13 protein-coding genes are annotated in these 14,956 nt (G+C 66.1%); 11 read left to right on the top strand and 2 right to left on the bottom strand.

What is annotated here, in order from left to right:
- Positions 1–15: 15 nt before the first annotated feature.
- On the bottom strand, positions 16–447 hold the full coding sequence (locus tag AC1DEL_RS14365) for a nuclear transport factor 2 family protein (RefSeq protein WP_092295976.1): 432 nt from the start codon (positions 445–447) through the stop codon (positions 16–18).
- Positions 448–582: 135 nt separating this feature from the next.
- Between AC1DEL_RS14365 and AC1DEL_RS14360 the strand changes: the two genes are divergently transcribed.
- Complete coding sequence (locus tag AC1DEL_RS14360; RefSeq protein WP_441592658.1) at positions 583–1,677, top strand: tyrosine-type recombinase/integrase; 1,095 nt, start codon at positions 583–585, stop codon at positions 1,675–1,677.
- A gap of 133 nt (positions 1,678–1,810) precedes the next feature.
- Positions 1,811–2,830: a UDP-glucose 4-epimerase GalE gene (gene galE, locus AC1DEL_RS14355; protein ID WP_477105316.1), complete on the top strand. Its 1,020-nt coding sequence runs from the start codon at positions 1,811–1,813 to the stop codon at positions 2,828–2,830.
- 103 nt (positions 2,831–2,933) lie between these two features.
- Here galE and AC1DEL_RS14350 read toward each other — a convergent pair whose 3' ends face one another.
- Positions 2,934–3,242 (bottom strand): H-NS histone family protein, encoded by a 309-nt coding sequence (locus AC1DEL_RS14350; protein ID WP_092295967.1) that lies wholly within the window; start codon positions 3,240–3,242, stop codon positions 2,934–2,936.
- 567 nt (positions 3,243–3,809) lie between these two features.
- Between AC1DEL_RS14350 and AC1DEL_RS14345 the strand changes: the two genes are divergently transcribed.
- From AC1DEL_RS14345 to flhC, 9 genes are all read left to right on the top strand, one after another.
- Entirely contained in the window at positions 3,810–5,585 is a 1,776-nt protein-coding gene (locus tag AC1DEL_RS14345; protein ID WP_477125326.1) for a methyl-accepting chemotaxis protein, read from the top strand.
- A 132-nt stretch (positions 5,586–5,717) separates the two neighbouring features.
- Complete coding sequence (locus tag AC1DEL_RS14340) at positions 5,718–7,697, top strand: putative bifunctional diguanylate cyclase/phosphodiesterase (protein WP_477125327.1); 1,980 nt, start codon at positions 5,718–5,720, stop codon at positions 7,695–7,697.
- Between the two features lie 207 nt (positions 7,698–7,904).
- Positions 7,905–8,297, top strand: coding sequence for a response regulator (locus AC1DEL_RS14335; protein WP_441592655.1), 393 nt, complete (start codon positions 7,905–7,907; stop codon positions 8,295–8,297).
- 183 nt (positions 8,298–8,480) lie between these two features.
- Positions 8,481–8,969: a chemotaxis protein CheW gene (locus tag AC1DEL_RS14330; protein WP_092295955.1), complete on the top strand. Its 489-nt coding sequence runs from the start codon at positions 8,481–8,483 to the stop codon at positions 8,967–8,969.
- Between the two features lie 79 nt (positions 8,970–9,048).
- A complete protein-coding gene (locus AC1DEL_RS14325; RefSeq protein ID WP_477125328.1) occupies positions 9,049–10,707 on the top strand; it encodes a methyl-accepting chemotaxis protein in 1,659 nt (552 codons plus the stop codon).
- Between the two features lie 129 nt (positions 10,708–10,836).
- A complete protein-coding gene (locus AC1DEL_RS14320; protein ID WP_092295949.1) occupies positions 10,837–12,690 on the top strand; it encodes a methyl-accepting chemotaxis protein in 1,854 nt (617 codons plus the stop codon).
- A gap of 101 nt (positions 12,691–12,791) precedes the next feature.
- Positions 12,792–13,544: a DUF4088 domain-containing protein gene (locus AC1DEL_RS14315; protein WP_092295946.1), complete on the top strand. Its 753-nt coding sequence runs from the start codon at positions 12,792–12,794 to the stop codon at positions 13,542–13,544.
- Between the two features lie 413 nt (positions 13,545–13,957).
- Positions 13,958–14,275 (top strand): flagellar transcriptional regulator FlhD, encoded by a 318-nt coding sequence (flhD, locus tag AC1DEL_RS14310; RefSeq protein WP_010812713.1) that lies wholly within the window; start codon positions 13,958–13,960, stop codon positions 14,273–14,275.
- On the top strand, positions 14,272–14,877 hold the full coding sequence (gene flhC, locus AC1DEL_RS14305) for a flagellar transcriptional regulator FlhC (RefSeq protein ID WP_092295943.1): 606 nt from the start codon (positions 14,272–14,274) through the stop codon (positions 14,875–14,877). The genes flhD and flhC overlap by 4 nt, the downstream gene beginning before the upstream one ends.
- Positions 14,878–14,956: the final 79 nt, after the last annotated feature.

The raw sequence follows: 14,956 nt of genomic DNA, 5'->3' as shown, positions 1-14,956 counted from the left end.
GGAAATACGAGTCGCTCAGGCGCCCCGCAAGATGTGTTTCTGGGCGCCGAGGCGGGCGCCCATGGCCTCGCCCAGCGCCTGCAATGCGCTGAGCGGGCGCACCATGACTTCGAATTCGACGATCTTGCCGGTGGCATCGAAACGGATCATGTCGATGCCCTTCAGCGCCTTGCCGGCCACATTGGCACTGAATTCGAGCACCACGCTCGCCTGGTCGTCGCCGACGAAGCTGCGGTGGTAGCGGAAGTCCTCGAAGACCTCGTTCACCGTGGTCAGCACCAGCTGGATGGCGGCGCGGCCTGGGTAGGGCGTGTGCGCCACGGGTGAACGAAACACCACTTCGTCGGCGACGATGCTATCGAGCGCGTCCATATTGTGGGTGGCGATCATCGTGTGCCACGTGTCCAGCGATTGCGCCGCGGCGGGCGCGAGTGAGAGGTTTCGCATCGGGTCTCCTCCGATCACGTCGAAAGTCGTAGTGGAATCTGCTTTATGCAACTGGTTGCATAGTGAGTGGCAAGGTATCACGACGCGGAGGCGTTTTGCAAGCGGCAGGCAGCTTCGTGTGCCGGGTTGTCTACAATGCACGCATCGCCGTTTTTCGCGGCGCGTCATCCAGGAGCACTCTTGACCACGCTTTCCGGGGCCGACCCGCAGCCCGATGCCCTGTTCGATGCCGACCTCGACGCCTGGCGCCGTCAACCCGAGCGCGCGTTCGATGGCTGGCTGGCCAGCCACGGTTTCCGGCACGGCACCGCCGTCGTCTATCGGGCGATGTGGGGCAAGCTGCTGCGCTGGTCCGGCGAGCAGGGCTTGCCGCCGCTGACGTGGTCGGCGGGGCAGATCGGCGCGTTTCTCGATGCCCAGGACCTGCACAAGCGCCATCGTTATCGTTATGCGCGGCTGATCGAGCGCGTGTTCCACCATCTCTCGCTGCTGCAACAGAACTTGCACAATCCCGCGAGTCAGGCGGTGAAGAATCATCTGACGGAGGGGGATAACGACCCCACGGCATTCCTGCTGCCGGGCGAGCGCGATCTGCTGGTGGCGCGCGTGCTGTCGCCCGATGGGCTCGAGCGGCCGGACCTGTCGCGCGGCATTTCGCCTACGCAGTGGAAGCGCGCGCGCGACGTGGCGCTGATCGCCGTGCTGCTGGGTGGCGGCCTGAAGGTGGCAGAGGTGCGCGCGCTGCGCGTGGAAACCATCGACGGCTTGGAGGAAGGGGCTGGCGATGGTGGAGAGGGCGCCGCGCTGGCCCTGCGCATGGTGCGCCCGGACAACGGCCGCGCCTATACCGTGCCGCTGTTCCCGTTCGCCGAGGTGCCGCTGCGCCACTGGCTGGCGCTGCGCGCGGCCGCCGGCACGCTCGGCGAACTGGTCTTCCCGGCGATGGCCAATGGCCGGCCGATGCATGCGGCTTCGATCTACCGTCGCGTGGAGCTTCTATTAGAAGAGGCCGGCGTGCTGGCCGGGCGGCGCGAGCGGGCGTCGCCGCAGACGCTGCGCAATACGTGCGGTGCGATGCACTTCGATGCCGGTACTGCACCGGCCAAGGTGGCCCAGGTGCTCGGCATGCGCGATCTGGAGTCCGGCTGGCGGCTGCACGCCGCCTATGAGGCGTGGCAGGCACGTGCCGGCCTGCCGCCGACCCGGTCCGCCGCGCCTCAGCCGTCTTGACGATGGCGCTGTGACGCAGCCGTGATATGTTGGGCGTAACCCGCGCCGGCTATGATGAGCGCCCCGCGCAAATGCGCCCGATCCGGCGCGTGGCATCGCCCCCGAATTCCTATTTCTGACCCTGATCCTTTCCATGGCTGAGACCTTACTGCTGACCGGTGCCACCGGCTATATTGCTTCCCACACTTGGGTGGCACTGCACGAAGCAGGCTACAACGTTGTCGGTATCGATAATCTCTGTAACAGCAACCGTGCAGTTGTCGAACGCCTGGCGCAGATTACCGGCGCGACGCCCAATTTCGTCGAAGGCGACGTGCGTGACCGCGCGCTGCTGGACAAGCTGTTCGCCGAACACAAGATTTCCGGTGCGATCCATTTTGCCGCGTTGAAGGCGGTGGGCGAGTCGGTGAGCCAGCCGATCGAGTATTACAGCAACAATCTCAACGGATTGTTGACGCTTTGCGCCGCGATGCAGTCGGCCAACGTGAAACAACTGGTATTCAGTTCGTCGGCCACGGTTTACGGGAATCCTCATGCCGTGCCGATCCTCGAGGATTTTCCGCTGTCCGCGACCAATCCGTACGGCCAGACCAAGCTGATGGGCGAGCAGATTCTGCGCGATATCGAGATTTCGGATGCGAGTTGGCGAATCGGATATCTCCGGTATTTCAATCCGGTTGGTGCCCATGACAGCGGGCTGATTGGCGAGGACCCGGGCGGCATTCCCAACAACCTGATGCCCTATGTGGCCCAGGTGGCGGGTGGCCGCCGGCAGAAACTGAGCGTCTATGGCGGCGACTACCCCACCGTGGATGGCACCGGCGTGCGCGACTATATCCACGTCTGCGACCTGGCCGACGGCCATGTGGCTGCGCTGAAATACTTGCGCGAGCAGCCGCGCGGCATGACCGTGAACCTTGGCACCGGCCGTGGCTACAGCGTCCTGGAGGTGGTGAAGGCTTACGAACGTGCGAGCGGCCGGCCTGTTCCTTATGAAATCGTGGCGCGGCGGCCCGGCGATATCGCTTCCTGCTATGCCGATCCGGCGCTTGCCCAGGAGTTGCTTGGCTGGCGCGCCCAGCATGACATCGACCGCATGTGCGAGGACTCGTGGCGCTGGCAGTCAATGAATCCGAACGGGTTTACCGGCTGAGCGATGACGGGGCGCGTACCCGTTTCTGCGGCAGCGGGATAACCGACGCGCAACAAAAAACCGGGCCTTGGCCCGGTTTTTTGTTGGTGCGGTGACGCGGCGATCAGCGGATCAGGAAATCTTCCACCGTTTTGCCGTTGGCCAGGGCCTGGGTCAGCCAGCCCGGGCGCTTGCCGCGGCCGGTCCAGGTATTGCCGGCGCTGTCGCGATAGCGCACCGGCACCTTGCGCGCGGCCTTCTTGCTGGCCACGGCCTTGCCGCTGCCAAATCCGAGATCGTCGGCGGTCAGGCCATATTGTTCGATTTTTTCGCGAATATCGGCAATCACAGTCGCCTGCTCGCGCGACTTGATCTCTTCCGCCTGCTTCTGCAGTTCGCTGATTTTCTGAACGATTTCCTGATAGGTCGCCATTTCCAAGCCTCTATTTATAGATGGGTCCGCGAATTGTCGAGGGCATTATAACCGCTGCACCCCGCCCTGCAAATCCCTTTTCCGCGCCAGGGGCCAATTTGCGAAAAGTCTCAAATCACTTAATCCCCTGAACTTTTATCAGGGAGGGCTGTCGCCGCCGGCATTTGCCGGGGCAATCGAGTAACGCCAGCGCGAATACCCGGGTGGTCAGGATAACCATCGATTCGGCACGGCAGCGCGCGGCCCGTAGATGCAAAACGGCGCGATATTCGGCGGACGCTGAACTGGCCTGCCGACGCGTTTCGGATTCTGCCGCATTTGAGACGATTCGCCTGTTTGAGTCGGCCGTTTTGTGCAGTGCATCCGGGGCATATGTGCGGTGTATGCCACCGCATTTTGCGCATTTGCCTCGGGTGCCTTATCCGCACAGTGAATTCGATTTGCCGGTTGCCTCAAGGATGGTTGAGACCGCGCCGTTATCGTGTCTTGAGCAGGCTGCCAGGGGTGTCCGCCTGCCGGACCGGTGCCGGGAGGGCGCCGGGTTTCCTCCTATTCATTCAGCGAATCATGTCCTTTCACAACGATATTCAGATCAAGACCCTTTTGCGGGGCGCCATGGTCGTGCTCACCGCCATCCTGCTGCTGGTGGGCGGGGCCGGGCTGCATGGCATCTCGCAAACCAATGATGCGCTGAAGGAAACCTATTCGAACCAGCTTGCCTCGGCGCTTGCGCTGAGCGAGGCGATGCTGGGCACCACCCGCGTGCGCCTGGCGCTGGACCGTGGCGTCATGCCCGGCAGCGAAAGCGACGACATGAAGAAGAACGTGGACCGCTCCATGATCTTCGTCGAGTCGTCCAACGCCGGCTGGAAGCGCTATTTGGCGCTGCCCCAGGGCGATGAGGAAAAGGCGCTCGCCACCCCGCTGGGCGTCGCGCGCCAGGCTTTCTTCGAGAAGGGCGTGACGCCGCTCCAGCAGGCGCTGGTCGCCGGTAACCGCGAAGAGTCCCTGCGCCTGGCCCGCGACGTGCTGCCCGACCTCCAGCGCACGATGGCCACGGCCCACGAGAAGCTCGAGAAATTCCAGATGAACGTGGCCAAGGGCAGCTTCGAAGGCGCCCAGGCCCGTTTTGAGAGCATTCGCCTGTTGTCGATCGTCCTGATTGTGGCCGGAACCGTCGTTGCCATCCTGGCGGCCGTGATGCTGCAACGTGCGATCGTGCGCCCGGTGGAGGAAGCGCTCGACGTGTTCGAGCGCATGGCGCGCGGTGACCTGACCTCGCGCATCGTCAGCATGTCGAAGAACGAGATCGGCCGGATGATGCAGGCGCTGGCGAAGATGCAGGAGAGCCTGTCGGGCATCGTCGCCGAAGTGCGCGGCGGTACCGATTCGATTGCCTCGGCCACGCAGCAGATTGCCGCCGGCAACACCGACCTGTCGCAGCGCACCGAGGAACAGGCGTCGTCGCTGGAGCAGACCGCGGCGAGCATGGAGGAACTGACCACGGTGGTGCGCCAGAACGCCGACAACGCGCGCCAGGCTGGCGTGCTGGCTGGCGAGGCGTCGCAGATCGCCATGAAGGGTGGCGACGTGGTGGGCCGCGTGGTGGATACGATGAACGAGATCAACGGCGCCTCGCGCAAGGTGGTCGAGATCATCGGCGTGATTGAAGGCATCGCCTTCCAGACCAACATCCTGGCGCTGAATGCCGCCGTGGAAGCGGCGCGGGCCGGTGAACAGGGCCGTGGCTTTGCCGTGGTGGCCGGCGAGGTGCGCAGCCTGGCGCAGCGCAGCGCCAACGCCGCCAAGGAAATCGAGACGCTGATCGGCGAATCGGGCCAGCGCGTGGAAAGCGGTACGCGTCTGGTGGCCGAGGCCGGCCAGACCATGGGCGAGATCGTCCAGGCCGTGCGTCGCGTGACGGACATCATGAACGAGATCGGCGCGGCGTCGCAGGAGCAGACCACCGGCATCGAGCAGGTGAATCAGGCGGTGAACCAGATGGACCAGGTGACGCAGCAGAACGCGGCGCTGGTCGAGGAAGCGGCGGCTGCCGCCGGTGCGCTCGAGGAACAGGCGCAGAAGCTCAAGAACGTGGTGTCGGTGTTCACGCTGGGTGGCGAGGACGGTCGTCGCGCCGCCGCGCCGGCCCCGGTGCATGCCGCGCCGAAGCTGGCCATGTCGTCGCCCGCGTCGGGCCCGGCACGCGCTGCCGCCCGCCCCGCCAGCGCACGGCCGCCGGTGGTGCGCAAGTCACGCGAGTCGCAGCTGGTGCGCCCGCAGTTGTCGGCGTCGGGGGCGGCCCCTGCCTCGCGCGCGGACGACGACTGGGCCGCGTTCTGATCGCCCAATCATCGTTTGAAGTAAGCGCTTGACTGTTCCCATGGCGGAGACACGATGCCGTGATACGGGCCGCCCGATGGCCCGCATCGAGGGTATGCCGGCATCCGTGCCCGCCACAAACGCGCCGCCCCCATGACTGCCACGACTTACAGCCTCCTGATGCTTGCGTCCGTGCTCGGCCTTGCCGCCGCGCGCGCGCGCCGCACGGCATCGGGCGACCGCACGCCGGGCCGCAAGGCCGCGCGCAGCCTGACGTGGTCGGCGGCATTGATGTCGCAGGCCACGCTCGGCATGCCGGTCTGGGTGGCCATCGCCTCCGGCACGCTCACCGCCGCCAATGACGGCGTGAAGATGGCCGCCACGTTCGTGGCGACGCTGGCGGCGACGGCCATCGTCGCGCAAGTGATTCCACCCATCTTCCATTGGTTCCGCCAAGGCCGACGCGGCTGGGGTGTGGCCGTGGCGCTGGCGATGGCGTCCGGCGCCGGCCTGGTGGCCGTGGCTGGCGCGCGCCTGGGAGGCGTGTGCGGTGGCACGGGCTTGAGCGCCCGCGCCTGCGTGGAAGCGACCGGGCTGCCCGCACCGGCCTGGCTGGCCGGCGGGTTGGCGCTGCTCTGCGCCGCGATGTTTGCGGTGCACCGCGCGCAGTCGCGCGGCTGGCTGCCGGCTGGCGTCGAGCCGGTTCTGGCGGGCGATGGCATCGACGAACTGCCTGCCGGCATGGTCTCGCGCCAGGAGCAGCGGGCAGGGCGGCGCGGCCTGTCGCGCATTCCCGGCCTGACCGTGCGGCCCGCCGCGCGTGGACAGGCACCAGTCGGCGAGTACAGCGTGACGACCGACCTCCCGGACCGCAACGCGTTCGCGCGGTGGCTCGACCAGACCATCGCCCATGCGCGGCTCTCCGACACCGGCTGCGCGGTGCTGCTGATCCATATCGCCGATTTCCGCGAGGTGGACGAAGTATTCGAGGTGCGCGCCGACGACATCCTCGCCCAGGATGCCGGCGCGCTGGCGCAAGCCGCGCTGGAGCCGCACGACTTCCTGGCCCGACTGGCGCGCGACGAATTCGCCGTGGGCGTGCCGGCACTGGTGCAGCACAGCCGGGCGCATGAACTGGGCTCGCGCGTGCTCGGCTCGCTGGCGGAGTTCGTGGCGGCGCGGGGCTTGCAGATGCAGATCGGCGTGAATATCGGCATCGCCATCTATCCGCGCGACGCGCAGACCTCCGAGGCGCTGATGCAGGCCGCCCGCGTGAGCCTGGCGGAGGCGCGCGAGAGCGGCTCCAACCAGGTGCGCGTGTTCAATTCCGCCGCCGGCGAGCGCGCGCGCCGTATGCGCGTGATCCGGCGCGACCTCTGGCTGGCCATCCAGGACGACGGCCTGCGGCTGATGTACCAGCCCAAGTTCGATGTGAAGACCCGCCGCGTGGTGGGCGCCGAGGCGTTGTGCCGCTGGCGCCATCCCACGCTGGGCGCGGTCAATCCGGCCGAATTCATCATGGTGGCCGAGCAGTCGGGCCAGATCGACAAGCTCGACGACTGGGTGATCGCCACGGTCTGCGCGCAGGTGCGCCAGTGGCACGATGCCGGGCTGCCCATCGTGCCGGTGGCGATCAATGTGTCCGGGTTGCGTTTCGCGAGCCGGAATTTCCCGCAGTACCTGCTGGAACAGATCCACCAGCACGACATTCCGCCTTCGGCCATCACGCTGGAGATTACCGAGACGGCGGCGATGAAGGACATCGGCAAGTCGCTGGAGACGCTGGCGGAACTGCAGGCGCTGGGCATTCAGGTGGCGCTGGACGACTTCGGCAGCGGCTATTCAAGCCTGGGTTACCTGAAGCGGCTGCGCGTAGGCACGCTCAAGATCGACCGGACGCTGATCGGCGGGCTCGATACGGACCCGCAGGGCCGCGCGATCGTCGGCTCCATGGTGGCGCTGGCGCACGAACTGCGCATGAAGGTGGTGGCGGAGGGCGTGGAGTCGACCTCGCAGCTGGACATCCTGCACGGCATGGGCTGCGACGAAGTGCAGGGCTTCCTGATGGCGCTGCCGCTGGAGCCGTCGGCGTTCGCCGACACCCTGCACGGCGCTGAACCGCTGCGCGCCTGACCTCGCGCCGGGATCCCCGGATTAGAAGCTTTCCTCTAATCGACGCGTTGTTGCCTCAAATCCGGGCACGAACGGGTCGATATGCTGAAGACAGGCAGTGGCACGCGTACCGCGTGCACACGGCTGGCCCGTCCGTCGCCAGCAGCCTGGGCGCGCGCGCCTCTTGCAGGCACGCAGGCGGACCAACTTTTACCCCGGAGTCCCCCCATGTCCCTCCCGAGCATTCTCGTCGTCGACGATTCGCCTTCCCTTCGCCGCATGATCGGCGCCTGCCTGCGGGCTGGCGGCTACACGGTGACGGAGGCCGCCGACGGCAAGGAGGCCCACGAGGTGGCGCTGGAAGGGCGCTTCGGGATGCTGGTGACCGATCAGGTGATGCCCGGCATGGACGGCCTGGCGCTGATCCGCGCGCTGCGGGCGCTGCCGGACTATGCCGGCGTGCCGATCCTGATGCTTTCCACCGAGCACGACGACCGCATCCGCGATCAGGCCCGCGAGGCTGGCGCGTCCGGTTTCCTGGCCAAGCCGTTCGATCCGGAAGAACTGATGGCGTCGGTGGAAGCCTTGCTGGACCTGCCGACCCCTCCCACGGAGGGGTAATGTCGCGGGCCATGTCGCCCTTCATTCACCCCGTTTGCTGCCGTAAATACTGGAGGGCCATAGCAGGTGTCCGGCGCGCGCCGGCTGCCTCTGGCCGCATATTGTGGGTCGCAAATCGCGGGTCGCCACAAGCCAAGGGGCACGGAACCCCGGCCTCGACCCATCCAGCCAGCGGGGGCAACCATGAATACGAGCATCAACAAGGCAGACGGCGCGGGTGAAGAATTCCTCGCGTTCCGCCTCGGTCGCGAAGAATACGGCATCGACATCCTGAAGGTGCAGGAGATTCGCGGCTACGAATCGGTGACGCAGATCGCCAACGCGCCCGCCTATCTGAAGGGCGTGATCAACCTGCGCGGCATCATCGTTCCCATCATCGACCTGCGCATCAAGTTCAATCAGGCCGAGGTCAGCTACGACCAGTACACCGTGGTGATCATCGTTGATCTCCATCAACGCACCACCGGCATCGTGGTTGACGGCGTGTCAGACGTGCTGACGCTGGCGCCGGCGCAGATCAAGCCCGCCCCGGCACTCTCCGGCGGCGTGGACACCGAATACATCCGCGGGCTGGGCTCGCTCGAAGGCCGCATGCTGATCCTGGCGGACATCGAGAAGTTGATGAACATCGACGACCTCGCCGCCATCGACGCCGCGGCCAGCAGCCACTGATCCCCACTTCACACCGGCCCACGGCGCGTACGCCTGACAAAGCGCGCTGGCGCCCACGGCTTTCACGCAGCAACGAGACATGCGCAACAACCAGCCTGTAACCCAACGCGAGCACCTGCTCTCGCCGAACGACTACCTGATTTCGCGAACCGATCTCAAGGGACGGATCACGTTCGCGAACCGGGCGTTCATCGAGACCAGCGGCTTCACGGCGGAGGAGCTGCTTGGCGCGGCGCATAACCTCGTGCGCCATCCCGACATGCCGCCGGAAGCGTTCGCCGATCTCTGGCGCGCCCTGGAGGCCGGCCAGTCCTGGACCGGCGTGGTCAAGAACCGCCGCAAGGACGGCGACCACTACTGGGTGCTGGCCACCGTCACGCCCACGCGCGTGGCAGATCGTGTGGTGGGCTACACCTCGGTCCGGGCGATGGCCAGCCGGGAGCAGATCGACGCCACCGCCGCGCTGTACCTGCGCTTCCGGGAGAACCGGGCGCGCGGGCTGGCGATTCGCGATGGCGCGGTGGTGCGCACGGGCCTCGCCGGGCTGCTGGGCCGCCTGACGCGCGTGGACCTCAAGCGCCGCATCCTCTGGGCCCAGCTGGCCGGACTGGTCTGGTTCCTGGCGGCTGCGGGCGGCGCGCACTGGCTCGCGCCGGAGGCCGCTGCGCAACTGTGGCCGTGGCTGTGGGGCGCCTTCGGGCTGGCCGTGCTGTCCTCGTTCGCGGCGGGCTCGATGCTGGTGACGCGGGTGGAGCGCCCGGTCGGCGAGATGCTCGACTTCGCCCTGCGCATGGGCGCGGGCGACCTGACCACTGGCTTCGACCACGAATCGAACGATGAAATCGGCGCGCTGGCGCGGGCCATGCGCACGATGCAGCGCAGCCTGCTGTCCGTGGTGCACGACATCCACGAAGGCATGGCGAGCATTTCCACGGCCACGCACGAGGTGGCGGCCGGCAACAACGACCTGTCGCAGCGTACCGAGCAGCAGGCGGCCTCGCTCGAAGAGACCGCCTCGAGCATGGAGCAGCTGACCAGCACGGTCCGCCAGAACGCGGACAACGCCCGCCAGGCGACCGGACTGGCCGCCAATGCCTCGGACACCGCCGTGCGCGGCGGTGACGCCGTGGGCCGCGTGGTGCAGACGATGGACGAGATCAACGAAGCCTCGCGCAAGATCGTCGACATCATCGGCGTGATCGAAGGCATCGCCTTCCAGACCAACATCCTGGCCCTGAATGCTGCCGTGGAAGCGGCGCGGGCCGGGGAGCAGGGTCGGGGGTTTGCCGTGGTGGCGGGCGAGGTGCGCAGCCTGGCGCAGCGCAGCGCCAACGCGGCCAAGGAAATCAAGGGCCTGATCGGCGACACCGTGGCGCGCGTGGAGAACGGCGCGGCGCAGGTGAGCGACGCAGGCGCGACCATGGACGAGATCGTGCAGGCCGTGCGCCGCGTGACCGACATCATGGGCGAGATCAGTTCGGCATCGGCGGAGCAGAGTTCTGGCATCGAACAGGTGAACCAGGCCGTGGCGCAGATGGACGAGGTGACGCAGCAGAACGCTGCGCTGGTGGAGCAGGCCGCTGCCGCGGCCGGCGCACTGGAAGAACAGGCCAACCGGTTGCGCGAGTCGGTATCCACCTTCCGCGTCAGCATGCAGGCCGAAGTCCGGCCGGCGCGCCCGCGCAAGGGCTTGCCGGCGCCGGAAGTGGGAAGCGGAGCCGGGTACGCAAGTATCTGAACGTCAAGACGCCGCGGGCACAACGTGGCGCCAGGAACGGGGTAAGAGCGGCCTAGCGGCCGCGATAACAACGCGGGAGGCGGCAACCGATGCCCATCCCGGTCTTTTTTGACAGAAGGGGGTAGTTCTATGCAGTGGTTCAATCAACTGCGCGTTACGACCAGGCTTATTGCCGGCTTCCTGGTCGTTTCCGTGATCGGCGCCATCATCGGCCTGCTGGGCGTTGTCAATATGGGGCGCATGGCGGAATGGACCGGCAAGATCTACAACAGCGATCTGCAGGCCCTGAAGGCCGTGCAGGACGGCAATATCAACCTCGTCTACGCCAGCCGCTCGCAGATCGCGCTGCTGTCCGCCTCGACGATGGGCGAGCGCGCCACCGAGCGCGAGACCATCGAGAAATCGCTGGCCGCCATGGAAGCGCGCGTGAAGGCCGCCAAGGACTCGTTCACCTCGCCGGAAGGCCAGGCGATGGTCAAGCAGTATGAAACGCTGGTGCCGGCCTTCCGTGAACGCATGGAGAAGTACGTGGCGCTGGTCGGCAAGCAGCCGCTGGACACGTCGCAGTTCGAATCCACCGTGTTCACCGAGAGCGCGGACCTGCTCAAGGACAGCCGCGCGCTGGAAGACGTGCTGTTCAAGATGGTCAAGCGCCGCGACGAGCGCGCCAAGCTCAACATGGACGAATCGACCAGCGTCTATAACAGCTCGCGCGTGCTGATGCTGATCCTGGTGGTCGGCGGTCTGGCGCTTTCCGTGCTGCTGGGCTGGTTCCTGGCGCGTCAGCTGTCGAAGCAGCTGGGCGGGGAGCCCGATTACGCAGCGTCGATCGCCTCGCAGATCGCCGATGGCGACTTCTCGGGCAAGGTGGCGCTGCGCAACGGCGACCGTGGCAGCCTGCTGCTGGCGATGAGCCAGATGCAGGAGCAGCTGTCGTCGATGGTGCGCGAGTTCAAGGAATCGGCGGAATCGATTGGCACCGCATCGCGCGAGATCGCGGCCGGCAACAACGACCTGTCGCAGCGTACCGAGCAGCAGGCGGCCTCGCTCGAGGAAACCGCATCGAGCATGGAAGAGCTGACCAGCACGGTCCGCCAGAACGCCGACAACGCGCGTCAGGCCAGCGGGCTGGCCGCCAATGCCTCGGAGACCGCCGTGCGCGGTGGCGAGGTGGTGGGTCGCGTGGTGAAGACGATGGACGAGATCAACGAGGCCTCGCGCAAGATCGTCGACATCATCGGCGTGATCGAAGGCATCGCCTTCCAGACCAACATCCTGGCGCTGAACGCCGCCGTGGAAGCGGCGCGTGCCGGCGAACAGGGCCGCGGCTTTGCCGTGGTGGCTGGCGAGGTGCGCAGCCTGGCGCAGCGTAGCGCCAATGCGGCCAAGGAAATCAAGGGCCTGATCGGCGACACCGTGGCGCGCGTGGACAACGGCGCAGCGCTGGTGGGCCAGGCGGGCACGACCATGGGCGAGATCGTCCAGGCCGTGAAGCGCGTGACCGACATCATGGGCGAGATCAGCGCGGCCTCCGCCGAGCAAAGCTCGGGCATCGAACAGGTGAACCAGGCCGTGGCGCAGATGGACGAGGTGACGCAGCAGAATGCGGCGCTCGTGGAGCAGGCCGCTGCGGCGGCCGGCTCGCTGCAGGATCAGGCGTCGAAGCTCCAGGATTCGGTGTCGGGCTACAAGCTGTCGCATGACGATGTGGCGCCGTCGGCGCCCGCGCTTGGCCTGTCGGCCGCCCCTGCGGCGCGTTCGGCGGTCCGGCCCGGCGTCAAGGCGGTGACCTCGGCGCTGAAGGGTGCCAAGGCCCGTGGCGCGCGTAACAAGGCCGCTGGCACGGCGCTGGTCGTGGCCGGTGCCGGTGCGGCGGCAGCGGAAGCCGCCGACGACACGGCAGCGACCGAGCCGAAGCTGTTGCGTCCGTCCGCCACGGCGGCCGGTAATGGATCCGACAACGGCGACTGGAGCGCATTCTGACCGGCGCCACGCCGCTCGGATTGCCGTGCCCAGTCGCGCCGTGCGCCCCGGCTGCAGCGTTGTAAAAGCTGCGCCGGGGCGCGTTTGCATGCGATGACATCATGACTACCGATATCAACCTGTCGCTGTCGGCCGAAGCCACGGCAAGGCTGCGCGCGGACTTCGACGCCTTTGTAAAAGTTTCCACCGGCATCGATCCGCAGTTCGTGCCGCCCGCGTTCGACGACTTCCTGCGGGCGCGGCTGATGCAGCAGGACGGCCCGCTGACCGAGCGCGCCGTGATGCGGCTGCTGGCCAGCGGCGAGTACGGCTGGGCCAAGAAGGTCTTCGACAAGCAGCTCCCCAACGCGCTGGCGGCGCTGATGCGCGACGCGCAGCGCTTCGGCTTCGGCCTGGCCATCCAGCCCGACTGGACGCCGCAGCAGCGCGTGGAGCACGCGCGCGAGTGGGCCACGCAGATCCTCACCGAGGCCGGCGCCGACGCCGCCTTCACCGAAGCGCTGGCCGCGCAGATTTCTGCCTCCGCCATCGACATCCGCACGCTGGAGGAACGCATGCGCACCCCGGCGTGGCGGATATCCGACAGTCTTCGCCAACGCGCGTATGACGTCATGTACGCGTTGCAGACTGAGCAGAGCGAGGCGCTGGGCCGCAGCAAGGTGGGCGAGATGCGCGCGCTGCTGGGACTTGCGTTGGAGTACGGCTCGGTCAGTGCCGATGAGGCCGCACGCATGCTCGAGCAAGTGGAGCGTGCGCGACCCCAGCTGTTCCGCGAGGCGCCTGACGACGTCTTCGCGCGGCTTGCCGCATGGTTGCGGCGCGTGTTTAGCCAAGGCGCGATGGTTCGTCAATAGTGGAATCTGCGGGGCGCTGTTTGGCCATGTCATGTCCACCGCACAAGGCGTGTATCCGTTTGGTACACGATGCGTTACGTGCTTGAGCACGCTTGATGTAAACCACAAGCAGGCGTGTGCTGGTGTTACAAATTCGGGGGGCCATGTCTTTTCCATGCGACATTTGCTGGACCCCAACTCAAGTAGGGATTGGCATTCCGGGCCGATTGCCGATATAAACGTAACAGTTTCACTTACACTCTGTAACAGATGTAACGTTTCTGAGAGAAGGTGTAACCGGGCGAAGTTCTTTCGTAGTACGTCGTACCCATCGAACACGCACTAAACGATCTGGTCGCCGGCAAGGGTCCTCACGGACACGAAGCTGGTAAGCGCCGGACAAGCGGTCGAAGGGTTTTGGTAGCGGGGAAAAATTGGAAAGCAGTGAAGTTCTCCAGGAGATCAGGGAGGTCAATCTCGCCTATCTTCTGCTCGCGCAAAGACTGGTGCGCGAAAACCAGGTGGAAGCCATGTTCAGGCTTGGCGTCAGCAAGGAAATTGCCGACATTCTTGCCAAACTGACCTCGGCGCAACTCGTCAAGCTGGCAGCATCGAACATGGTGCTGTGCCGTTTCCGCTTTGACGATCATGCGCTGCTGTCCACGCTCACCCACACGGCCAAGAGCCATGATATGCAGCAGATCCACGCTGCTATCCTGCTGGCCCGGCAACCTGTGGAGTCGCTCAATTGACCGCGCTCCTACAGGCCCAGCCGGCCCGCAGCTTTACGGCCACACCGGCACCTAACCGGAAAAGCGTCCTGCAGGACGCGAACCAGACCCAGCTCGCCATCGAGCTGATTGGCCTGGGCGCGCGCCTGCAGGTGCTGGAAGCCGAGACTACGCTCTCGCGCGACCGGTTGATCCGCCTCTACAAGGAGCTGCGGGGCGCCTCGCCGCCCAAGGGCATGCTCCCGTTCTCGACAGACTGGTTCACCACCTGGCTGCCGAATATCCATTCGTCCCTGTTCTTCTCCGCGTACCAGTTCATGGTGCAGGAAGGCGAGACGTCGGGCATTCGTGCAGTAGTGGCCGCTTACCGTCTGTACCTCGAGCACGTTTCGCTGCTGGGCGGCGAAATTGTCTTAAGTTTCACCCGTGCCTGGACGTTAGTACGGTTTTTCGAGAGCAATATGCTGCAGCTTTCCTCGTGCACATGTTGCGGCGGACAGTTCGTCACGCACGCTTATGAGCCGCACGCGAACTTCGTGTGCAGCCTGTGCCGTCCGCCGTCGCGTGCTGGGAAAGTGAAGAAGCTCTCGAAGGACGCCGCAGCCACGCAGACTGAAGCCTGATCCATCGGGCCAGACGTCCGCGCGGCAATCGGGCTCCCCGGGACGGGTGAGCGGTGACCCCGCTCGCCCCTACAGGATG

The sequence above is a fragment of the Cupriavidus sp. 10L43_2 genome (genome assembly GCF_056395265.1).
Note: the sequence above shows the minus strand (reverse complement) of the source record. Positions and strands in the feature narration are given on the sequence as shown.

Coding starts and splice junctions, on each gene's coding strand:
- AC1DEL_RS14360 (WP_441592658.1), top strand. CDS start 583: ATGCACGCATCGCCGTTTTTCGCGGCGCGTCATCCAGGAGCACTCTTG.
- AC1DEL_RS14330 (WP_092295955.1), top strand. CDS start 8,481: ATGAATACGAGCATCAACAAGGCAGACGGCGCGGGTGAAGAATTCCTC.
- AC1DEL_RS14350 (WP_092295967.1), bottom strand. CDS start 3,242: ATGGCGACCTATCAGGAAATCGTTCAGAAAATCAGCGAACTGCAGAAG.
- galE (WP_477105316.1), top strand. CDS start 1,811: ATGGCTGAGACCTTACTGCTGACCGGTGCCACCGGCTATATTGCTTCC.
- AC1DEL_RS14335 (WP_441592655.1), top strand. CDS start 7,905: ATGTCCCTCCCGAGCATTCTCGTCGTCGACGATTCGCCTTCCCTTCGC.
- AC1DEL_RS14365 (WP_092295976.1), bottom strand. CDS start 447: ATGCGAAACCTCTCACTCGCGCCCGCCGCGGCGCAATCGCTGGACACG.
- AC1DEL_RS14340 (WP_477125327.1), top strand. CDS start 5,718: ATGACTGCCACGACTTACAGCCTCCTGATGCTTGCGTCCGTGCTCGGC.
- AC1DEL_RS14315 (WP_092295946.1), top strand. CDS start 12,792: ATGACTACCGATATCAACCTGTCGCTGTCGGCCGAAGCCACGGCAAGG.
- AC1DEL_RS14320 (WP_092295949.1), top strand. CDS start 10,837: ATGCAGTGGTTCAATCAACTGCGCGTTACGACCAGGCTTATTGCCGGC.
- AC1DEL_RS14345 (WP_477125326.1), top strand. CDS start 3,810: ATGTCCTTTCACAACGATATTCAGATCAAGACCCTTTTGCGGGGCGCC.
- AC1DEL_RS14325 (WP_477125328.1), top strand. CDS start 9,049: ATGCGCAACAACCAGCCTGTAACCCAACGCGAGCACCTGCTCTCGCCG.